Source organism: Chitinophaga sp. OAE865 (assembly GCF_040546735.1).
GTDB lineage: Bacteria > Bacteroidota > Bacteroidia > Chitinophagales > Chitinophagaceae > Chitinophaga > Chitinophaga polysaccharea_A.
Genome location: NZ_JBEPOF010000001.1, coordinates 3,389,075 through 3,410,789, shown reverse-complemented (window position 1 = coordinate 3,410,789; position 21,715 = coordinate 3,389,075). Strand labels below are relative to the sequence as shown.

The following is a 21,715-nucleotide window of genomic DNA, read 5'->3' as shown; positions in this document are numbered from 1 at the left end:
TTCAGACTGCAGCGCCGTTATGTTGCAGCATATGCGGATCCGGAACAAAGTTCAGGAAGGCGTGGAAATTGGCGTTGTATTTTTTCCGGTCTATCTTATAATAAAAAGCGCCTTTCTTGGAGCTTAGTTTATCCTTGTCGGTGAGCTTTACCAGCAGCTTGGTAGACAGGATCTTGCGGCTGAAATTACCTTTATCAAAAGAAATATTATACACAGATTCGTAGAGGTGCTGTAACTGCGGGATAGTGAATTTCCCCGGCAACAGTTCCAGCAGCAGCGGATGCAATGCCGCTTTATAGCGCAGTTTCTCCTTTGCAAGATCTACCATGGCCTTATGATCAAAAATGAGTTCCGGGTGATGGTTGATCGGGAACCATACTGCATGGAAATCTTCATTCAGTTGCTGTTTGTATTTCTGAATATCGATCAGGGCTGTGTAGGCCACTGATACGGTGCGTTCCACCGTATCGCGGGAAGGGGAACTGAAGGTATGGAGCTGTTCCATATAAATACCATCCAGTCCGCTGAGGTTTTTCAGTACCCTGCTGGCAGCATCTTCGGCGCTTTCCTCTTCCTGGATAAATCCGCCTACCAGGCTCCACTGACCCTTGCAGGGCTCAAATCCCCTCTGTATCAGCAGCAGTTTCAGTTCCTGTCCATCGAATCCAAATATGATACAGTCAACGGCAAATAATAACCGGGTCTGCTGTGAATATCTTCTCATAATAATAATTTATTGTAGCGGATTTTGTCTGACTCAGGATTAAACTGATTACGCTGATTTTATTATTTTGGATTTTAGATGATTTCAGGAAATTTTTATTAAAACAATAGAAATAAATCAAGGTAAATCTAAAAAAATAAAATCAGCGTAATCAGCGTAATCAGTTTAATCCTGAGTCAGACGAAACTCGCGTTACCAGAAGCGGATGTACAACGCGGATAAGAGCAGCAGTGTTATTACAATCATCACGGTAGTGGCCGGGCTGATCTTAAACATTGATTTATCCAGTACAAAGGCTTTCGGGTTCACTTTTGGTCCTGCAAAGCTGATGGCGATCATCACTATCATGGTGAACATAAAGGCCAGTCCCATACAGATGAGGAAAGGAATTTCATAACCGCCTTTACCATTGGGGTAAGCGGTATAGAAAATTGTTTCATGGCCAAGTACAGCTGGTGCAAACTGGTTAAAGAATACACAAAGTGTGAAACCTGTAATGATACCCGCTACAGCAGCAGCGCCGGTAGTACGTTTCCAGAACATTCCCAGCAGGAACATGGCGAATACGCCCGGGCTGATAAAGCCGGTATATTTCTGGATAAAAGTAAATCCACCTTCACCACCAATGCCCAGCAGGTCGTTCCAGGTAAAGAGGATGCCCAGCAACATGGCGGCAACAACGGTGATGCGACCGGTCCACACCAGCTTTGCTTCAGAGGCATCCTTCTTAATATATTTACGGTATACGTCGAGTGTAAAGATAGTAGAGATACTATTGGCCTTGCCCGCAAGAGAGGCTACGATAGCGGCTGTTAAAGCGGCGATAGACAAGCCCTTCAATCCTGATGGCAGGAATCCGAGAATAGCGGTGTAGGCGCCGTCTTTGCTGGCCAGGTTAGGCAGGTGGCCATTCTTCTGCAATACATACGCAGCAATACCCGGCAGCATTACAATGATAGGCATCATGATTTTCAGCAAGCCTGCAAAGAGGATACCGTTGCGGGCTGTTTGCAGATCCGCACCCAATGCACGTTGCGTAATATACTGGTTACAACCCCAGTAGTTGAGGTTCACGATCCACTGGCCGGCGGCATACATCAGGATACCGGGGAGCACCAGGTACTTATTGATGTATTCCTGTGAAGAAGTGGCATCCGGCTTTGCAAGGATCATGTGAAAATGATCCGGCGCATCTTTCATGAGGGCGCCAAAACCAGCAAGCGCATTGTGGCCCAGGCCAAACTTCTCACTTACCAGCGTTAAGGCCATGTAAGTAGTGGCCAATCCCCCAATGATCAATACTCCTACCTGGATCACATCTGTATAACCGATCACTTTCATACCGCCAAGCGTAATAATGATGGCAAATACAGAAAGCGCAATCATCACCACATGCAGGTACTCTCCTCCCAGCAGGCCATTGATGGCCAATGCGCCGAGGTAGAGGATAGAGGTGAGATTAACAAACACGTAGAGGAATAACCAGAAAATAGCCATGATCAGCGCCACTGTTTCGTTGTAACGCGTTTTCAGGAACTGCGGCATGGTATAGATCTTATTCTTCAGGTAGATGGGAATAAACCAGACTGCAATGATGATAAGGGCAATAGCGGCGATCCATTCATAGGCGGCAACAGCAATACCAACAAAGTAGCCATCGCCGCTCATGCCGATAAACTGCTCCGCAGAAATATTTGATGCAATCAGTGAAGCACCGATTGCCCACCAGGTAAGGGAACCTTCTGCCAGGAAGAAGTCTTTGGTATCTGTATGCTGCTTCTTTTTCTTCCTGTATATCCAGTAGCCATATACGGCAACCACGATAAAATAAGTAATGAAGACGAGTATATCGCCGGTGGAAAGGATGTTTTGCATAACGGGCAGTTTATTATCTTTTGCTTTAAGAAGTTGGCTGATGATAAAGCAACCGGCAGGCATTTCAGATGTGACTGAAGCGCCCGCCGGCAGTTGGAATTATTTAAAAGCAACATCGTTCCAGCGCAGCTCATTTTTGAACTCGCGCAGGTCGGTATGCTTTCCTATCAGTGCCAGTTCAATACCTGCCATCTCTGCAAAGTCCTGCATATGTGCGGAGGTAAGGTTCTGGCTGTAGCAGGTATGGTGTGCGCCACCTGCGAGGATCCAGGCGGTGCAGCCTTTTTTCATATCAGGGTATGGCTTCCAGAGCACGCGGGCCACTGGTAGCTTGGGCAGGTCCTGTGGCGGTTCCACGGCTTCCACTTCATTTACCAGCAGGCGGAAACGGTTGCCCATGTCCACAATGGAAGCGTTGATAGCTGGTCCGGCAGCAGCATTAAATACAAGGCGTACAGGGTCGGCTTTTCCACCTATGCCCAGTGGGTGTTTTTCGCACGATGGCTTGCCGCTGGCAATGGATTCACAGATCTCCAGCATATGGGAGCCCAGCACCATTGGATTAGACGGGTCAAAGTGATAGGTGTAATCTTCCATGAAGGAATTTCCACCGGGTAAGCCGCTACCCATTACTTTCATGGCCCGCACCAGCGCAGCTGTTTTCCAGTCGCCTTCCCCGGCGAAACCGTAACCTGCTTTCATGAGGCGTTGCACTGCAATGCCCGGCAGTTGTACCATGCCGTGAAGGTCTTCAAAAGTATCAGAGAAGCCTTTGAAATTCCCGTTTTCCAGGAAGGCTTTCAGGCCAAGCTCAATGCGTGCCGCATCTTTCAGGGCGGGGTCCTGCAGGAGCGCAGAAGATATCGTGTATACGTCGCCGTATTCTTTTACGAGGGAGGCTACAGCCGCATCGGAGATACCGTTGATCACACTAACGAGATCGCCTATACCGTGAGTGTTGCAGGAGAACCCGAATACGGATTCCGCTTCCACCTTATCCCCGTCAGTAACGGCTACAAAGCGCATATTATCGCCAAAGCGTACAAAACGTGCGCCCTGCCAGTCGTGCCAGCCGGCGGCAACTCTTGCCCATGCGCCCAGCTCATCCAGTACTTCAGGGTCCTGCCAGTGACCTGTTATCACTTTGCGGTTCATACGCATACGGCTCATCATGAATCCGAACTCCCTGTCGCCATGCGCGCTCTGGTTCAGGTTCATAAAGTCCATATCAATTTCACTCCAGGGGATATCGCGGTTGAATTGTGTATGCAGGTGGCAGATGGGTTTGGACAATGCTTTCAGGCCACGGATCCACATTTTTGCGGGGGAGAAAGTATGCATCCAGGTAACTACGCCTATACAGTTGGGAGCGGCATTTGCTTCCATGCATACAGCATAGATTTCGTCCGGTGTTTTCACAGTAGGTTTATATACTACGGTAACGGGTATACGTGCATCGCCGTTCAGGGAAGCGGCAATTTCCTGGCTGTGTGCGGCTACCTGTTTCAATGTTTCTTCTCCGTACAGGTGCTGACTGCCGGTTACAAACCAGATCTCGAAATTTTTCAGATTAATCATGTTGCTTGGTTTATTGCCCGTAATAGGAATTGGGGCCATGTTTACGTTCAAAATGTTTCCGGATCAGCGCATCTTTCAGTCGGGGTGCTTTATTGTTGATCGACTCAGTGAGATACGCCATTTGAGCCACCGATTCCAGTACGGCGCTGTTATATACTGCTTTGGCAGGAGTTTTTGCCCAGGTGAAGGGTGCATGGTTCCCTACCAGGATCATTTCAATTTCTTCGTAGGACAACCCTCTTTCCGCCAGTGTGTTCATGATCTGGAAGCCGGTCTGGTATTCGTAATCGCCGGCAATCATCTCGTCCGACATGGGCGGGGCGCAGGGAATATCCACAGTGTTATGATCGGCGTGCGTGGTGCCGTAAATGGGAATGTCGCGCTGGCTTTGTGCCCATGCCGTAGCGTAGGTGGAATGGGTATGCACAATGCCGCCGATATGTTCCCAGTGTTTATACAATACGGCGTGGGTGAGGGTGTCAGAGGAGGGACGTAACTGCCCGTCAACTGTTTTACCATCAAAGTCCACGATTACCATTTTTTCGGGAGATAGCTCCGCATAGGGTACGCCGCTCGGCTTGATGGCAAACACGCCCAGCTGCCGGTCGGCCGCGCTTACATTCCCGAAGGTGAAGATCACCAGTCCCAGCGCGGGCAGCTGCATATTGGCTTCGTATGCCGCCTGCCGGATATGTTGATACTGTTGCATACTGAATTAATCAATAGTGATGGCGGAGGTAAATGCGCCTAATGCTTTATACTTCTGGTACCTGCTTTCGTATATACCTGCCCGTTGGGCGTCGGGGTGGTAGGTCACTTCAAACCCCTGTCCCATTGCTTCCATGGCGTCTTCCACCCTGCTGAACAATCCTGCCGCAGTAGCTGCGAACATGGCGGCGCCCAGCGCGCAGGTTTGTTCGGAGCGGTGAATACGGATAGGCATATTCATCACATCAGCCATCATCTGCATGATAAAGGCCGATTTTTTGGCTACGCCGCCGATGCCTATTAAACCTTTCACAGGCACTCCTTCCCTTTCAAACCTTTCCACGATGGCTTTGGCGCCAAAGCAGGTAGATTCCGCCACGGTGCGGAAAATGCGGGGAGCGTCCGTAGCCAGGTTCAGGCCGGTGAGGGTACCTTTCAGCGACTGGTCGGCATCCGGTGTACGGCGCCCGTTGAGCCAGTCGATTCCCAGCTCACTGTGCTCTTCAGGCGGGATCTGTGCGGCCTGTTTGGCCAGTTCCGTAATTAGCCTGGCGGAAGTTTCCTGTGCCAGTTTTGCAGCGGTTTCCGCATCAATGAGCGACGACGAAGGCAGCAGCTGATGTAACGGCCACGCCAGTACGTTGCTGAACCAGGCATAGGCGTCGCCAAAAGCCGACTGCCCCGCTTCCATGCCCATCATGCCGGGGATCACAGATCCCGGCACCTGTCCGCAGATACCTTTCACCAGTTTATGTTTCATTTCATCCATGGGCGCCACCAGCATATCGCAGGTGGAAGTGCCCATTACCTTGCTGAGATGGTAAGGTTCAATTTGTCCGCCTACCGCGCCCATATGCGCATCAAATGCACCAATGCCTATCACCACACTGGTAGGGAGGCCTAACTTCTCCGCCCATTCGGGGCAAAGATGACCTGCGGCTTCGCCGGAGGTATATGTTTTTGTAAAGAGCCGTTGGGTAAATCCCTGCAGTAAAGGATCAATAGCGGTGAAGAAAGCATCCGGGGGCAGGCCGCCGAATTCTTCTGCAAACAGCGCTTTATGCCCGGCGCTGCAAACGCCGCGTTTCAGCTGGCTGATATGTTTTCCGCCGGAAAGCAGGAACGGTATCCAGTCGCAATGCTCTACCCATGAATAGGTAGCATTCCTGACGGCTTCGTCTGTACGCAGAATATGCAGCAGTTTGGCCCAGAACCATTCAGAGGAATAGATCCCTCCCACAAAGCGGAGGTAGTTTTCCCCGAAGGTAGCGGCCGTAGCATTGATAGCGGCGGCTTCTTTCAGTGCGGTATGGTCTTTCCACAACACGAACATAGCGTTGGGGTTCTCACGGAAGGCCGGGGTAAGCGCCAGCGGCGTACCTGTTTCGTCTACCGCCACGGGAGTGGAACCGGTGGTATCCACTGAAATGGCTTTGATGTTGGCGGCAGCGCCGGGCCCTGCCTGTTGCAGGCATTGACGGATGGTCGTTTCCAGTCCTTCTACATAATCCAGCGGGTGCTGGCGGAAGCGACTCTGGGCTGCATTGCAGTACAGGCCGTCTTTCCAGCGCGGGTAATAAAAAACAGCCGAGGCGATTTCATTCCCGTTATGTACATCTACAATGATAGAGCGCACCGAATCGGTACCATAGTCTACCCCTATTACCCAGGATGAATTCATATTAATGTTATATTGACACTTATTTAACAAGGTAAAAAACACGAATGTCGGCGGGTGGTATACAGACCGGATTCCAGTTCGGTCAGAACCACCCCACCGCTATCCGTTATTTTAATTCCAGCACTACTACGGAAAATGGCGGCAGCTTTACGCTAACCGTATTCTTTTTAAGCGATGCGCCTTTAAAATCCACCGGTTTAATAAGATCCGGCTTTGTAAAGCTGTTATAGTCCTGCAGTTTTGCAGATGCCAGCAATTTACCGCTGATTGATTTATAGGCTTCGCTATGGGTATCCAGCGTTACTTCCTGTGTTTTATGCGCGTCGATATTTACGAGGGAAATATGCGTAACGCCGTTCTTATCTTTGGAAGCAGAGGCGGAAATTGCAGACAGCTTCTCGTTTTCGAACGTATAGTCGTTGGAGTGAATTTCTATGGGAATCAGTGTAGCATCCTGGTGAACGTTATACATCTCCATTACATGATAGGTTGGCGTAAGCACCATCACATCTCCTTTAGTAAGGATAACGGATTGCAGTACGTTAATAGCCTGTGCCAGGTTGGCCATGCGTACACGGTCGGAGTGATTATTAAAGATATTCAGTGTGGCGCCTGCAATCATCGCATCGCGCATGGTGTTTTGCTGGAACAGGAAACCGGGATTCGTTCCTTTCTCTACGTTATACCATCCGCCCCATTCGTCTACCAGGAGCGCTATTTTTTTCTTCGGGTCGTATTTATCCATGATAGCCGTATGCCTGCGGATCAGTGTATCCATCAGCAGGGCCGATTTCATGGTAGCGAAATATTGTTTTTCGGTAAAATCCACCGCATCGCCTTTATGGTTCCATTCAACCGTTGAATAGTGGTGCAGCGCCACACCATCCAGCAGGTTTGCAGGGATATTCTTCATCAGCACTTCCGTCCAGTTGTAATCACCATCGCTGGCGCCGGAGGCGATACGGAACAGGCGGTTGCCCTGCATGAAAGTGGCAAACTTGCGATAAAGGTCGGCATAGTACTCCGGCCGCATATTACCACCGCAGCCCCAGGCTTCGTTGCCCACACCCCAGTAACGTACTTTCCAGGGCTCCTTGCGGCCGTTCTGCTGACGCAGATCGGACATAGGGCTTTTACCGGGAAAGTTGGCATACTGTACCCAATCGGCCAGTTCCTGCGCAGTACCGCTGCCCACGTTGCCGGACAGGTAAGGCTCTGCTCCCAGTTCTTCGCACATGTTGAGGAAGTCGTGCGTACCAAAACTATTATCTTCGGTTACATTTCCCCACCAGGTATTTACAATGGTTGGTCTTTTATCCTTTGGGCCAATCCCGTCTTTCCAATGGTAGGTGTCTGCAAAGCAGCCGCCCGGCCAGCGGAGATTAGGGATCTTCATTTTGCGCAATGCGGCAATTACATCTTTACGTACGCCGTTTGTATTAGGGATGTGTGAGGTATCTCCCACATAAAACCCGCCATAGATACAATTTCCCAGATGTTCTGCGAAGTGGCCATAGATATTGCGGTCAATGGTCTGAGTGGGCGCATCCGGACGAAAGGTCACTGTATTCTGCGCCTGTAAAGCTTGCGTGGAAAGCAACATACCAAGGATACCCGTACGGATATAACGATATTTCTTCTTCATAACGAGGTTTTAAAAATCAAGTATCACAGCACTGTTTTGCTGCGGTAATTCAAAAGAACAAAATAATTGTCACATTTACAATTAAAACCGTAAAAAAAACATTTAAATCCGCCGGGGATGGCCCCTGTGCCTTATCTTTTTATTTTATGCCGCTCACCAACCAGGAACAAATGTTCTTTTGTTTGTTATTTACAGCAGGCAGCATACCTTTCCCATCTCCCGGGAAAAAAGGTAACAACGGATACTATTGCCACTACAGCTATTGCGCCAGCGGAATAACATATGGTAATGCCTGCAGGTTCACTGCCGGAAAACTGCCGCTCCCTGTTCCTGGATCATGAGCAGCTGCCGGAAGAAGATTAGTTTTACCTTTGCTTAATTTTAAAAAATATGAAGCATTTTATACTGGCGAGCACTTCTACTTTGTTTGGCCAAACCTACCTGGCATACCTGCAACCGGCGATGAAAACATTGTATGCCGGCGTAGACGAGATTGTGTTTGTTCCGTTTGCCCGCCCGGGTGGCATTTCGCACAACGATTATACCAGCAGGGCCGCGGAGGCCTTTGGAGAAGCAGGCATCCGTGTGCGCGGCCTGCATACCTTCAGCGATCCGGCTGCAGTCATTAAGAACGCCAAAGGTTTTTTTACAGGAGGCGGCAACACCTTTCTGCTGGTGAAACAATTACATGAAGCGGGACTGATGTCCCTGCTCCGTGATGCGGTAAACAATGGCGCCCCATACATGGGATGCAGTGCAGGCAGCAACATTGGCGGGGTTACCATGCAAAATACCAACGATATGCCCATTGTATATCCGCCCAGCTTTGAAACAATGGGCCTGATCCCTTTTAACCTTAACCCGCATTACCTGGATCCTCAGCCGGGCTCACAACATATGGGAGAAACGCGCGAAACACGTATCAGGGAATATCATACACAAAACACGACGCCGGTGCTGGGGTTAAGGGAAGGCAGCTGGATCTATGCACATGGCGATGCTTTAACGCTGGAAGGTACGCTCAGCGCCAGGATCTTCGAAGCAGGTAAAGACCCGTATGAACTGCCCGCAGGCAGCTCCCTGACTCATCTGAAATAATTTGCCGTAAAATTTTAAAAGAACAATCATTCTTTTATCTTTGCCCCATGCGTGCAAAAGATGAAAATAAAGAATGGACCATCCGGGGAAAAGGCCATAGAAATGATTGTTCATGAAGGCTTTGACGGATTGAGCATGCATAAACTTGCCAGGGCAGCCAATATTTCCGTGTCTACCATTTATATTTATTTCAGGAACCGGGAAGACCTGCTGAACCAGTTATACGCAGCAGTGGTGGAAACCTTTGTGGAACATACCATGGCGGGTTTTGACCCAGCCATGGACTTTGAAGCCGGCTTATGGCTGCAATGGCAAAACAGGTATGCCTATATTCTTAAGTACCCGCTGCAGTTCCATTTCTCGGAACAGTTCCGCAATTCCCCGCTGATAAAAAAGCAGGATGATGCGCCGGAAGTTGTTTTCAAGAGGGCCATGCAGCAGTTTGTGGCCAATGCCGTAGAAAAAGGCGAGATAGTAAGCCTGCCGCGTGAAGTATTCTGGGCTATTGCCTATGGTCCTTTTTACACGCTTGTTAAATTCCACCTGGATCATCATGCCACTATGTCGGGTATTCCTTTTACACTGAGCAACGAACTGCTGCAGCAGGCCTTTCAGCGCACCATGAAGGCATTGCGGGTATAAGCAGGCTATAAGCTCAACCCGCCGTCGCAGCGTACTACCGTTCCCGTTACATTGCCATTGCGCATGAGAAAAAGGATGGCGTCTGCCACATCATCCGGTTCTCCTACCCTTCCCACAGGGAGTTGCGCGGCGTACTTTGCGAAGGTATCGTTTTTGGCGTCCGCAGGGAGGAAGTCCCACCAGGGCGTATTTACCACGCCGGGAGAAACAGCGTTGATGCGTAAGGGTTGTATTTCCTTTGCAAGGGAAGGGATCATCAGCTCCAGTGCGCCGTTGATGGCAGCCAGCCCGGATACGCCTGGAGCCCGGCTGATAGCAGAAATAGCAGTGATGAGGGTAATGCTGCCTCCCTTGTTCACATAAGGCAACGCTGCCTGGAGGGTGTTCAGCTGGGGCCAGAACTTACCTTCAAAACCATCCCGCAGTTCATCCAACGGGAGGTCTGCAAATTTACCCGCTCCTTTAGACCCGCTTACGGCAATCACCAGGTGGTCAAAATTTCCCCTGGTATCAAAGAATGCATTAAGGTCTTTCCGGTTGCCGCTATCCAGCGCTGCGGTGTGAATACCGGGAATGATTTTCGTCGCATCTGCCAGTCGTGCTGCAGAACGGCCGGTAACCGTTACATGCGCTTTTTCCCCGGCCAGTTTGGCGGCAGTGGCCAGTCCTATTCCCGAAGAGCCGCCGGCAATAATTACTTTCTTACTTTCAAATGATTCCGACATATTGTTGTTATTTATACCTGCAAAGTTGGGGCAGAAAGTTGTGCAGGCTGCTACCGGGATTATGCATTGTATTAACCCGATCATGCATTTTTGCGGAAGGCCAGCGGGGTTTGCCCGGTTTGTTCGCGGAAGAAGCGGTTAAATCCGGCCGGATCGCTGAAATTAAGCTGGTAAGAGATTTCCGCCACGGAAGTATCCGTATACCGCAGCACTGCTTTGGCTTCCTGCACCAGCATTTCTGCAATGGCGTCTGAAGCAGTGCGGCCGGTTACTTCTTTTACGGTGCGGTTAAGGTGATTAGGAGTTACGCCCAGCATGGAAGCATAATCTGATACTCTTTTTTTAGAGAGAAAATGCTGGCTTACCAGTTTTTTGAACCGGGGCACCAGGTATGTATTTCGTGTATCCGTAGCCGTTAAGTGAAGCTGTTGCGCCATATAACTTCTTTTTACTTCCAGCAGCAGCAGGTACAGATACATCTTCACCGCCTTCCCGCATCCCGGCCGGTGTTGCTGCAGCTCTTCATTGATCTTCCCGCAGAAATCAGCTACCGCTGTTATTTCCGTTTCCGTTAACTGTATAAAGGGTACGCCTGTATAATCGAAGAAAGGAAACACTGTTGGTACTTCATCTCCCGGGATAAGTTCCTGCAAAAAATCTGTATCAAACAAAATATAATACCCGAAAGTATCTGCACTGATATTGCTTTTACTGAACACCTGCCCGGGAAAGGTAAAACTCAGTGTACCAGGCCGGTGTTTAAACTGCTCCAGTCCCAGCTGTACATCCACGCTTCCCCTGAGTGTAATGCTGATCCTGTAGAAATCAGATTTTAAAGGCCCTACTGCCGGCCGTAATCCTTCACTGGAATATATTTCCATACCGGCAATCTTCTTTGCCGGATCCAGGTTACTATAGCCAAAGCTGGAAGTATCGCCCTCTTCGCGGTGAAGATGGCGGAAATCTTTTAATACGTATTGTGGTATTTCCGGTTTGCTGAGCTTGGTTTTCGTTGCCATTTACCTATATTCGTTCTCTAAAATTAGATAAATATTATCAATGGAGTTAACCACCTTGTATCGCCCTGTAGGACCAGATGAGCTGGTATTGATTGAGCAATCCGGCTGGAAAAGATTTCCACCCAGGCGGCCGGACCAACCCATTTTTTACCCCGTAATGAACGAGGCATATGCCATCCAGATATCGGTGGAATGGAATGTTCCTGCATATGGGTCCGGCTTCGTCACTAAGTTTTCGGTGAATAGTGATTTCCTGAAAAGATATAAGGTTGAAAATGTAGGCGGTGAAATTCACAATGAATTATGGGTGCCGGCGGAAGAGCTGGAAGCGTTTAATGATAATATTGTGGGGGTGATCGAGGTGACGCAGGAGTATTATAAGGACGGATCGTCTTTTACCGATAAATTACCCAATAGGTAGCCTTATACAGATGACATTGAAAACCGGTACAGGATATCATCCCACCTGCATTCAGCACCCATCCCAAGCCAACTGCTGTTGGCGCCTGATCTGCTTTAATGCCACCAGTGGCATAGCTTAATTCAACCGGTAATTGAATACTTTTTGATCCGGCAACATGTAAAGGAATGGAAATACTGGCTGCCCCAGTATAATTACTGACGGGGATGTCAATCATTTGCTGCATAGCAGCAACATCTGGTGTTTTTGGCGAATAATCAAATTGTGGACGTCCGATAATAGATTGGGCTGAAGTGCCCCGTTATCTCAATTGGTACGGGAATTGAGCAGCAATCCTGAACTGAAAGCATCTGTATTACCTCACCCAAAAACCATTGTATGCCCACTATATCTTATCTCCCCGAACCACCGGATACTTTTAATTTTCGCGGTCAGCAAATCCGCTTTGGCATTATTGGAAAAGGAAGCCCTGTAGTCCTCCTTCACGGCACGCCGTTTTCATCCGTTGTATGGCGGCGGATTGCTCCATGGCTGGCTGAGCATTACCGCGTGTTTTATTTTGACCTCCTGGGATATGGCTGCTCGGAAAAACACGAAGAGCAGGATGTATCATTAGGCGTACAAAATGAGGTGTTCGCAGCGCTGCTCGATCATTGGGGCCTGGAACAACCAGACGTTGTTGCACACGACTTTGGCGGCACCACCGCTTTGCGTGCGCATCTGTTAAACAAGCATGACTATCATTCCCTAACACTGATAGATCCTGTTGCAATAGGCCCTTCCGGCTCACCATTTGTTCAGGCTGCAAAAAATCATCCGGAAGTTTTCACCGGATTGCCGGCCTACATTCATGAGGCCATACTTCGTGCATACATCGGGGGCGCCGTGTTTCGTCCGCTTCCGGAAAAAGAAATGCAGTATTACCTGAAGCCCTGGATGGGAAAAGAAGGACAGGCTGCCTTTTATCGGCAAATTGCCCAGATGAGCGACCGTTATACAGATGAGATTGAAAACCGGTATGCAGAAATGCGTTGCCCGGTTACTATACTTTGGGGAGAATGTGATGAATGGATCCCTGTTGAACGTGGTAAGGAACTGTCAAGGCGCATTCCAGGCGCTACTTTCAAAGCGGTGCCGGAAGCCAGGCACCTGGTACAGGAAGATGCACCGGAGGCTGTTACTGCAAGAGTATTGTCGTTCCTAAAAAATAGCGTCAGTTAAAAAAAAGGCGCCTCAGCATATTGAGACGCCTCTTTAAATCATCTTACAAAATTTCCTACTTCGCTATATCAATCTTTACTTTCTTATTCTTGATCTTCTCATTCTTCACCGCTTCCAGCGCATGCTGCACTTTCGATTTCACTACTGCTGCGAAAGAAAAGAAATCCTTCACTTCTATTAAGCCGATATCTTCTTTTTTCAGGTGCGCCTGTTTGGACAGGAACCCAACGATATCTACTTTATTCACTTTATCTTTTTTACCGGCGCCAATAAAAATGGTGGTCCATTTTGGTTTGTCGGGTATAGTAGAGGTGGCAGGCAGTTCTATATTTTCGATCACTTCATCTGCCAGGTAAGGCATGCGTTTTTCGTCGGGCGCCAGTATGAGTATGGCGGTTCCGCTGGCTTCCATCCTGGCGGTACGGCCGTTGCGGTGTGTCCAGCTGTCTTCCGTATGCGGCAGGTGGAAATGAATAATATAACGGATATTCGGAATATCCAGCCCACGGGCGGCCAGGTCTGTTGTAACGAGTACATTTACAGAGCCGTTGCGGAACTTGCAGAGGGCGGCATCCCGCTCCCGCTGCTCCATGGCGCCGTGATAGAAGGTATTGATAATACTTTTTTCAGACAACATTCTGCTGGTACGCTCCACTGCTTCGCGATGGTTACAGAACACAATGGTAGAGCGGTTGCCAAGGTAACAGATCAGGCGGAACAGGGTCTCTACCTTATCATTTTCAGGCGATAATACTTCTTTGATCGTTAAGCGGGCGGCAGGAGTGCCTTCCTCCGGCAGAAAGTCCAGCTTTTCCGGATTGTTCAGCGCCAGGAAGCCCGGGATCTCCACTGATTCCGTAGCCGACGTAAGCATCCGCTTTTTTATATTTGGCAGTGACGCTATGATGAAAGACACTTCCTCCTGGAAACCCAGTTCCAGGGTTTTATCAAATTCATCAAGCACCAGGGTTTCAATGGCCGCGGTGGTTATATTTCCCCTGCGGATATGATCCCCCAGGCGGCCGGGTGTACCCACAATCACCGCAGGAGGCTGTATCAGGTTATTTTCCTCTGTTTCCCGCAGGTGCCCGCCATAACAGGCGGTGATCTTATAACCGGTGCCCATCTGTTTGAACACTTTCTCTATCTGTAAGGCCAGCTCACGGGAAGGCACCACTATGAGGGCCTGGGTGCTTTTATTGGCAGGATCGAGCCGTTCCAGGATGGGCAGCAGGAATGCCAGCGTTTTACCGGAACCGGTAGCTGACAACAGGATTACATCATCGTGATGCTTGTTCGCGTTCACCGATGCCTGCTGCATTTCATTGAGTGAATCGATCTTGAGATTGGTAAGAATATTACCTATTGCGTACTTTTCTTTTTGCATTGGCGCAAAAGTACGAAGATTAAAGGGTTTTACCTGCACAAATGCATCTGATCGCCTGCCGGGTAGCTAAATGTATTGGGCACCACCCATCTTGCTTTGTAGATCTTCCAACCTTTCCGGATGAACAGGCGCTTGCCTTTGGCGTCTATCACCTCGTCTGTCCACCAGGATACTTTAGGCCTTGCCACAATGGTTGGAAATCCATCCCCTGCAGAGGAGACGCTTTTAATATTCGCCTGCACCACATCAGCCTGCGTCAGCTTCAGGGTAACGGGATCAAACTTGTATACGTTGGTGGTGTTGGTAAGCCATAAACTATTTTCGCCATATACAGGGAACAGGTCATGCGCTTCTGTGCCCGGAAGGGAAAAAACCGTATCCTGTACCAGGTCCGGAGCATTACAGTTAAAGTTGTACCGGAAGGAATGCATATGTTCCCTGGCGGCAGACCACAACCGCTGTTGTTTGGCATCCCATACTACGTTATGCCCAAAATCGATGGGGATCTTTTTCGTATATACATCGCCGGGGTAATGCAGGGTATCTGTTTTAAACACCATCAGGTAATTACCGGTGCTGGAAGCGCTTACAATATTGCCATCGGGCAACAGTTCGGCGGAATGCGTGTTGCCGCCTGCGTAGGCATAGAATACGGTTTTCTTATCAGCCACCCTGATCAGCGCTACACCGCCACCGGAGGCATTCATTAACACGTACCCGTTATTGTACACCATTTTAGCATCGCTGGGATTACTGAACCATTTTACATGTGCCGGCTGCACATTGGAGCTTTCCGGTTTCCATTCCCAGATCACCCTGCCGGAAGACACTTCTGCAATCACGATCCGGTGCTGTGATTGTTCCGCTATTACCAGACATTTTTTACAGGCCGCTACTGCAAGTGCATCCTGGTTGTTTCCATTATTCTGGGCGGTAGCGCCAATGGCCAGCAGGCAAAACAAAGCGGCCGGTAAGGATCTTCTTTTTTTCATTGTTTGTAAGATATAACGCCACCCTGGCGGCGGCGCCACATAATTACAATTTTTTCCGGGGAAATAAAAAGGTGCGTACCAAAGCAATTGCGCCATTTTCCTTATTTTCACTATATGAAAACACCTTATATTTTACTGGCGCTTGGCGCAGGCCTCTTTGCATCCTGTAACCAGCAAGGCGGGCAGCAGCAAACCAATGTTGTACAAGATTCAGTACCACCGGTGGTGGAAAAAGAAAAATCCGGTCATTGCTTCGAGAAAGTACTTGGCAGGGATACTATCCAGCTCAGGATCACTATGCACGACAGTGTAGCTACCGGCACCCTGGTATATAATTTTTTTGAGAAAGATAAAAACACCGGCCAGTTCAACGGCATTGTCAGCAACGGTATTATCCGTGGCAAATACGTTTTCTACAGTGAAGGCGTGGAGAGTTCCCGCCCGGTGATCTTCAAAATATCCGACCACGAAGCCTACGAAGCGCTGGCCGACAGCGTGGATCACCAGGGTTTACCCATATTCAACAGCGATAACGCGGCGCTTAAATTCGATAACATTCCCCTGGTGGAAGGCGCTTGTAAGTAAGGCCTCCGGCCTTACGCGGATTTTGTCTGACTCAGGATTAAACTGATTAGAATGATTAGTCTGATTTGATAACTTTGGATTTTTAAAGGATTTTGGGAGATATAAGCGAATAATATATTTACTTATCTCCCAAAATCCTTTAAAAATTACCAGGAAAAATATCCGGTTATATTTCCAAAAAATCCTTTAAAAATCTAAAAAACTCAGGAAAATCATTCTAATCAGTTTAATCCTGAGTCAGACAACGTTCGCACAAAGGCCGAAGGCCTTTATTTCATCCCCCGGATCCACTGCCTTATCAGCTCTACTCCTTCTGCATGCACTACTGTACGCGCCAGCTCCGGCATCGCGGTGCCCGGCTCCACGCTGTTCATGCGGTAGGCGAGGATGGAGTGCTGCGGATCGCCGGGAATAACATCGTAATCCAGCCCGCCGGCGCCGCCGCCGGCAGATACGGGCGATTTCATGATGCCCAGGTGATCCGGGGCAGTTTGCTCATATTCCAGGAACAACCCCGTATTGAATGCATCGCCGCCTTTGGTATGGCAATGCGCACAGTTTACATCCAGGTAAGCGCGGGCGCGCTCATTCACGGTATAGTGAAGGCTGTCTTTCCAATCCGGCAGGCGCGGTACCTTGTCTGGTGAAGGCATCCCTGCCAGCAACCCGTTGGCTGCCCACCGCTGCAGCTGATCCTGGGTTTGCCCCCGCCGCACAAAATTAAGATTACGCGCTTTGGGCCCTATAGGCGTAAGCACGCTGTTGTTAATATGACAGCGTTTACAATCGTTCGTATTGGGCATCTGGTACATGGTGGAATGCTCACGCCCCTTGTCGTCCAGGAAAATGACAGGGATCTTTTTTCCCAGGATCCATTTCTCTGCATCCTGCTGTTCCTTGTTCCACAGGTAGTTCATCACTTTCCACTGGTGGTCTGCCGGGTCTTTGAACAGCAACCGGGTCTCTATCATGATCTTTTCGTGTGCCGGGTTGGTGTAGGCAAAGTTCTTTATAATAAAAGTTGAATCGGGGAAATCAAGCGGACCATGATCTGTATAGGTCACTGTTTTCCCTTCCGGTAAAGCAATAAAGCGGTCTTTTACCGTGTAATCGGTGAACAATGGCGTTACCAGCTCATAGTTCACCACGCCTTTACGCGGCTGCAATGTTTTAAGCGCGCCGGTAAAGAATCCATAATCAGATAATTTCGGTTTAAACTGGAACAGCCCGGCCGTTGCGGCAGGCGCCGGCTTTTGCTGACAGCTCTGCGTGGCGGCGATCCATAAAATTAAACACATCACAAATAAGCAGGACTTCCTCATCTCCCTAAAAAAATTTAAACAAAAAAACTATTTACATACATAAGGCGTGATATCGGTACTGGGCTTCCAGTTTTTCGACATCATATTCATAGCATCCACGTTCACAAACAAGTTAGGACCTGTTTGCTGTATGCAAAGCGAATCGGGGTTCACAGCAGTGCCCTTTGTAAGAATGTTGGTGGTAATGCCATCATAGGTAATAAAAGGCAGCCGCGCATTTTTCCTCGACGGATCATCTGCATTCAGTTTCTGTTCTATGCCTACCAGTATTTTACCGGTATGATGCTCAAATACTGCCGGCGGAAATGCAGGTCCCACTTCCATGATATTATCATGTATATGCACATTACGGGGAATAGGAAAATAATGATCATTGATCTTTCCTCCTGCTTTTTCATCAATAAAAAATCCCGACACCACGGAAATGGCACTGGAATTATTATTAATGATGCGGTTGTTGTACAGCTCTATGTCGGATGCCGCAAGGATCACTACGCCACTGCCGGGGGCGGCGTTACCTACGCCCCAGGTGGAACCGAAGCTGCCGGATTTGGCAAAGTTCTTTTCGTTGTTGTCATGCATATAATTGTTATACGCTTTTACAAAGCCTCCACGTTTGGACAGGTCGGGCAGATCAAAAATGAGGAAGCCGGCGGTATTGCCCCAGAACTCATTGTCGTATACCTCTGCATGGGAAGTGTTTTCTATTTCGCAGCCGGCTACATTTTTAAATGCCTTGCATTTGCGCACAACAGCGCTGTCGGTTTGCCCTACGTAGATGCCCGCATCTGATGCGCCCTGTGCGTAGCAGTTTTCTACCAGCACGTTTTTGCACATCACGGGATAAATGGCGTAGCCGCCGCTGGTGGAATCGGAAACAGACCAGATGGCATGCACGTTGGCAACTACCACCTTTTCGCTTTTGTTGATCTTGATCAGGTCACCTTTGGAGTCGCGCAGGGTAAGACCGTCGATGGTAAAGCCCTTTACATCAGTTACCCGGATGCCTTCCCCACCCTGGCTCTGGGCGGAAAAATCAAAAATGGTTTTATCCGGTCCGGCGCCCTGGATGAGAATGTGATTCACCTGGGCGATACTGAGATTATCAAATTTGTAGGTGCCTTCCTTTAAGGTGATGCTGCTGCTATCGGTCAGCGACAGGAACGCTTCGGCAATTTTTGTTTCTTCGCCCGGGCCAAACTGCAGCCGGGTCTTATAATCGTTTTTCTCCTTAACTTCCGGGCCCTGGCAGGCTGCCAACAGGGTTATCAATAACCAACAGATAGGATACCGTTTCATATACAGGTTGTTTTATTTAGATAAATCAGAAAACATTGTAAGCGAAGGTGACGTAGTACATCCCCCCGATGGCCGGGCTGCCAAAGCCATTTCTGTAGTAAGTATTGGTGAGATTTACTCCTCCCAGTTTAATCGTGGAATGCGCCTGCAGGAGCCGGTAACTCACCTGGGCGTCAATCACTGCCGAGGCGGGCACTGTACCGCTGCCAAAACCAATCTGGTAAAAATAGGCCGGTCTGTAACGGAAGGTAGTATTAAATGAGAATCTTTCCTTCTTACCAAAGCCGGTATTTCCAAAATCCACATTGAATTTATAGTTAGGCGTATTAAAGTTATTCACCTGGCTGTTGTTCCGGTTTTTCAGGAAATCGGACGAGAAATTCACTTTTGCTAGGAAATGTTTCGACAGGTCTACGCTCACACTGGCGGCATAACCATAGGTATTCACTTTTTCCGCACCGTTATAGGCAATATTATACTGGATATAAGTGCTGTGATCCAGGAAGGCATTGGGATCTGCTGTACCCGGCGTATTGGCCACGTTTACATAGCCGATAAAATTTTTCCAGGTAGAATAATAACCCAGCACATCTATCAGCACCCGGCCTGCGATGAGCGAGGAATAACCTAACTCAAACGCATCTACCGACTGCGGCTTAATGTCGTTTAAACTAAACTGTTTCAGATCAGCAGGGTTCTTTGTGCGCTGGAAAGAATCCACGCTTTCCAGGGTATAGGCCGGGTATTTATTGAACTGGTATACACCGTTGAGCAGCCTGTCTGACCCGCCGGAGGCGAAGCTGTTGTAATCGACCGGGGTGCTCTGGAGCGACTGTATATTAGACGGGAAGCTGTAGGCGTTCTGGTAAGAGAAACGGATAAAACTTTCCTTGTTCACTTCCAGTACGGCAGATACCCGGGTAGTGACCCGGGGCTTGGCGAACAGGGTATTCTTATCGTAGCGGAAAGCAGCTGCCAGGCTTAGTTTTTCGCGGATCACTTTTTTAGTGAGATGGGCGTACGCACTGTATTCAGCTACATCAATAGGGCTGTCGTTGTCCGGGAACAGGGTGCCTTTGGAATCCAACCGGTAAAGACGGTAATTCAGGCCGGCAATCAGTTCTGCAAACTTTACCAGGTGCGTAAAATTATACTGGGCCTCTGCATTGAACAGGCGGCTTTTATCTGTGAACAGTGTACCGCCTTTGGAGGTAGGGATGTTGGAGATACTGTCTTTCAGATGCAGGAACTGCGGGCTGCCGGCATCGGGCCTGCCCTGGTCGGCAAAGGCCCTGGCCAGGTTGCTGGCGTCTATATAGCTCTGGCCCTGCGACATGGCCTCCAGCAATGCGCTGGTATACTGCGGGTACCAGCCGTCGCCTGTACCGGCGTCATAGCTGGGCTTCCAGGCCTCGTTGATCAGCTGGGCAGTAGGCATGGCAATGATAGTGCGCCCTGAATTTTCCCGGGAAGTATAGGCCCTCACAAACCAGTGCTCGGCTTTCACTTCAGCGCGGTATTGCCCCAGGTGAAAACCGGTGAGCGCGTAACGGGTATCATTGCTGTATACCGCGTTACCCTGTCCGTAGGTGCCTGAGAGAATAGCTTCCAGCTTGGGTTTGATCTTATAACGCAGTTCCACGTTGGCTTTAAACATTTTGGCATCGCTGCTCAGGTAGCCATATTCGGTGTAGCCGGTGCGCGCCACCTTATGCTGGCCTTCTGCCAGCAGGGGCGCTATAATAGGCTCCAGCTCCGGCACCTGTGCCAGGGCGCCTTCCAGGAAGGGATTTATGTCAACCGATGTTTTGCTGCCGTAAATATTCACGCCGTTATAATTAGGGTCCTGCCGGGGGCCACCGGGACCGTTGGTATTGGTGGTATCGTTGGCCATCCAGTCTTTCGCCTGGGTGTACTGCACATTTATTTTAAAGGCAAACTTATCGCTCACCTTTTTACCCCAGCGCACGGTCCAGTCGTAATAAGGCGATGGCCCCAGCGGGTCGTTGGATTTTCCTTTCTTCACGTGATTCACTCCCTGCGTGATCTGCGCACTGAGCCCCTGGTATTTGAACGGGTCCTTGCCGGTCATTACCATGGTGCCATTGAGGCCGCGGGAGCCGTATAATGCGGAAGAGGCGCCGGACAGCACCTCCAGGTTGTCTACATCCAGTTCAGTAAGACCAATAATAGCCCCGATAGGAAAGTTGAGGCCGGGGGCCTGGTTATCCATACCATCCACGATCTGTGTGAAATTGGTATTGCCGCTGGTGTTGAAACCGCGGGTGGTGATGGTGGTGAACAGGAGACTGGAAGTGGTTACATCTACTCCCTTGAGGCCCTGCAGCATGTTATAGTAGCTGGGCTGTGGAGAATTGATAATGTCTTTGGTGCTGATCCTTTCAATGGTTACCGGCGACTCAATCTTCTTTTGTGTGAACCGGCTGGCAGAAACCACCACTTCTTTTCCCAGTACCGAAGCCGGCGACAATTCTATACGCTGGAACCCGGGGCCGGAAATGATGATTTCTTTTGTTTCGAAGCCCACCGATGACAGTATAAGGGTAACAGGATAATTTTTCCGGGTGGAGAATTTAAAATTTCCCTGGTCGTTGGTATAATCCCCGTTCTGTGCTTCCTTCATGGTTACGGAAACAACGGGCACTACTTCCTGGGTAACGCTGTTGCGGACGTTGCCCGAAATCACGATCTGTGCATTTGCCGTAAGGCATACCCCCAACAGGCATACCATACTTATGATAAAGGATCTTAACATCGGCAGGTGGGATTTAG

19 protein-coding genes are annotated in these 21,715 nt (G+C 49.3%); 5 read left to right on the top strand and 14 right to left on the bottom strand.

The features are described 5' to 3' along the window. Nucleotide 1: 1 nt before the first annotated feature. The 6 genes from ABIE50_RS13920 to ABIE50_RS13895 all read right to left on the bottom strand — a co-directional run bounded on the left by ABIE50_RS13920 (nucleotide 2) and on the right by ABIE50_RS13895 (nucleotide 8,211). Complete coding sequence (locus tag ABIE50_RS13920) at nucleotides 2–724, bottom strand: NUDIX hydrolase (protein WP_209860561.1); 723 nt, start codon at nucleotides 722–724, stop codon at nucleotides 2–4. A 192-nt stretch (nucleotides 725–916) separates the two neighbouring features. Continuing rightward, nucleotides 917–2,599, bottom strand: coding sequence for a sodium:solute symporter family transporter (locus ABIE50_RS13915; protein ID WP_142685016.1), 1,683 nt, complete (start codon nucleotides 2,597–2,599; stop codon nucleotides 917–919). 99 nt (nucleotides 2,600–2,698) lie between these two features. Beyond that, the gene (araA, locus tag ABIE50_RS13910; RefSeq protein WP_209860563.1) at nucleotides 2,699–4,177 is read right to left on the bottom strand and encodes an L-arabinose isomerase; all 1,479 of its coding nucleotides are present in this window, start codon (nucleotides 4,175–4,177) and stop codon (nucleotides 2,699–2,701) included. Nucleotides 4,178–4,187: 10 nt separating this feature from the next. Further along, a complete protein-coding gene (locus ABIE50_RS13905) occupies nucleotides 4,188–4,886 on the bottom strand; it encodes an L-ribulose-5-phosphate 4-epimerase (protein ID WP_209860565.1) in 699 nt (232 codons plus the stop codon). A 6-nt stretch (nucleotides 4,887–4,892) separates the two neighbouring features. Next, nucleotides 4,893–6,566 (bottom strand): ribulokinase, encoded by a 1,674-nt coding sequence (locus ABIE50_RS13900; protein ID WP_209860567.1) that lies wholly within the window; start codon nucleotides 6,564–6,566, stop codon nucleotides 4,893–4,895. Nucleotides 6,567–6,672: 106 nt separating this feature from the next. Further along, the gene (locus tag ABIE50_RS13895) at nucleotides 6,673–8,211 is read right to left on the bottom strand and encodes an alpha-N-arabinofuranosidase (protein WP_260607405.1); all 1,539 of its coding nucleotides are present in this window, start codon (nucleotides 8,209–8,211) and stop codon (nucleotides 6,673–6,675) included. Nucleotides 8,212–8,601: 390 nt separating this feature from the next. On the opposite strand from ABIE50_RS13895, the gene pepE reads away from it, so the two are divergent. Both pepE and ABIE50_RS13885 read left to right on the top strand, forming a co-directional pair. After that, complete coding sequence (pepE, locus tag ABIE50_RS13890) at nucleotides 8,602–9,309, top strand: dipeptidase PepE (protein WP_209860569.1); 708 nt, start codon at nucleotides 8,602–8,604, stop codon at nucleotides 9,307–9,309. Between the two features lie 60 nt (nucleotides 9,310–9,369). Continuing rightward, nucleotides 9,370–9,951, top strand: coding sequence for a TetR/AcrR family transcriptional regulator (locus ABIE50_RS13885; protein WP_354028003.1), 582 nt, complete (start codon nucleotides 9,370–9,372; stop codon nucleotides 9,949–9,951). Nucleotides 9,952–9,956: 5 nt separating this feature from the next. Here the strand turns inward: ABIE50_RS13885 and ABIE50_RS13880 are convergent, their stop codons facing one another. Together ABIE50_RS13880 and ABIE50_RS13875 are read right to left on the bottom strand one after the other, a co-directional pair. Beyond that, nucleotides 9,957–10,676 (bottom strand): SDR family oxidoreductase, encoded by a 720-nt coding sequence (locus tag ABIE50_RS13880; RefSeq protein WP_209860572.1) that lies wholly within the window; start codon nucleotides 10,674–10,676, stop codon nucleotides 9,957–9,959. An 80-nt stretch (nucleotides 10,677–10,756) separates the two neighbouring features. Beyond that, nucleotides 10,757–11,695: a helix-turn-helix domain-containing protein gene (locus ABIE50_RS13875; protein WP_209860579.1), complete on the bottom strand. Its 939-nt coding sequence runs from the start codon at nucleotides 11,693–11,695 to the stop codon at nucleotides 10,757–10,759. A gap of 40 nt (nucleotides 11,696–11,735) precedes the next feature. On the opposite strand from ABIE50_RS13875, the gene ABIE50_RS13870 reads away from it, so the two are divergent. Next, nucleotides 11,736–12,116, top strand: a complete 381-nt coding sequence (locus tag ABIE50_RS13870) for a hypothetical protein (RefSeq protein WP_142685007.1) — start codon at nucleotides 11,736–11,738, stop codon at nucleotides 12,114–12,116. On the opposite strand, the gene ABIE50_RS13865 is transcribed toward ABIE50_RS13870, so the two are convergent. Next, nucleotides 12,091–12,342 carry a hypothetical protein gene (locus tag ABIE50_RS13865; RefSeq protein ID WP_209860580.1) on the bottom strand — a complete coding sequence of 84 codons (252 nt, stop codon included), beginning with the start codon at nucleotides 12,340–12,342 and terminating at the stop codon, nucleotides 12,091–12,093. The two genes, ABIE50_RS13870 and ABIE50_RS13865, sit on opposite strands and share 26 nt — an antisense overlap. A gap of 152 nt (nucleotides 12,343–12,494) precedes the next feature. On the opposite strand from ABIE50_RS13865, the gene ABIE50_RS13860 reads away from it, so the two are divergent. Next, the gene (locus ABIE50_RS13860) at nucleotides 12,495–13,337 is read left to right on the top strand and encodes an alpha/beta fold hydrolase (protein WP_209860581.1); all 843 of its coding nucleotides are present in this window, start codon (nucleotides 12,495–12,497) and stop codon (nucleotides 13,335–13,337) included. 55 nt (nucleotides 13,338–13,392) lie between these two features. Here ABIE50_RS13860 and ABIE50_RS13855 read toward each other — a convergent pair whose 3' ends face one another. Beyond that, nucleotides 13,393–14,724, bottom strand: coding sequence for a DEAD/DEAH box helicase (locus ABIE50_RS13855; RefSeq protein ID WP_209860582.1), 1,332 nt, complete (start codon nucleotides 14,722–14,724; stop codon nucleotides 13,393–13,395). Between the two features lie 29 nt (nucleotides 14,725–14,753). After that, nucleotides 14,754–15,716, bottom strand: coding sequence for a DUF6528 family protein (locus ABIE50_RS13850; protein ID WP_209860583.1), 963 nt, complete (start codon nucleotides 15,714–15,716; stop codon nucleotides 14,754–14,756). Nucleotides 15,717–15,830: 114 nt separating this feature from the next. On the opposite strand from ABIE50_RS13850, the gene ABIE50_RS13845 reads away from it, so the two are divergent. After that, the gene (locus tag ABIE50_RS13845) at nucleotides 15,831–16,301 is read left to right on the top strand and encodes a hypothetical protein (RefSeq protein WP_209860584.1); all 471 of its coding nucleotides are present in this window, start codon (nucleotides 15,831–15,833) and stop codon (nucleotides 16,299–16,301) included. Nucleotides 16,302–16,570: 269 nt separating this feature from the next. Here the strand turns inward: ABIE50_RS13845 and ABIE50_RS13840 are convergent, their stop codons facing one another. The 3 genes from ABIE50_RS13840 to ABIE50_RS13830 are packed head-to-tail and all read right to left on the bottom strand — an operon-like array spanning nucleotide 16,571 to nucleotide 21,698. Next, nucleotides 16,571–17,623: an SO2930 family diheme c-type cytochrome gene (locus ABIE50_RS13840; protein ID WP_209860586.1), complete on the bottom strand. Its 1,053-nt coding sequence runs from the start codon at nucleotides 17,621–17,623 to the stop codon at nucleotides 16,571–16,573. A 27-nt stretch (nucleotides 17,624–17,650) separates the two neighbouring features. Next, on the bottom strand, nucleotides 17,651–18,922 hold the full coding sequence (locus tag ABIE50_RS13835) for a parallel beta-helix domain-containing protein (protein WP_209860588.1): 1,272 nt from the start codon (nucleotides 18,920–18,922) through the stop codon (nucleotides 17,651–17,653). 25 nt (nucleotides 18,923–18,947) lie between these two features. Further along, on the bottom strand, nucleotides 18,948–21,698 hold the full coding sequence (locus tag ABIE50_RS13830) for a TonB-dependent receptor (protein WP_209860590.1): 2,751 nt from the start codon (nucleotides 21,696–21,698) through the stop codon (nucleotides 18,948–18,950). Nucleotides 21,699–21,715: the final 17 nt, after the last annotated feature.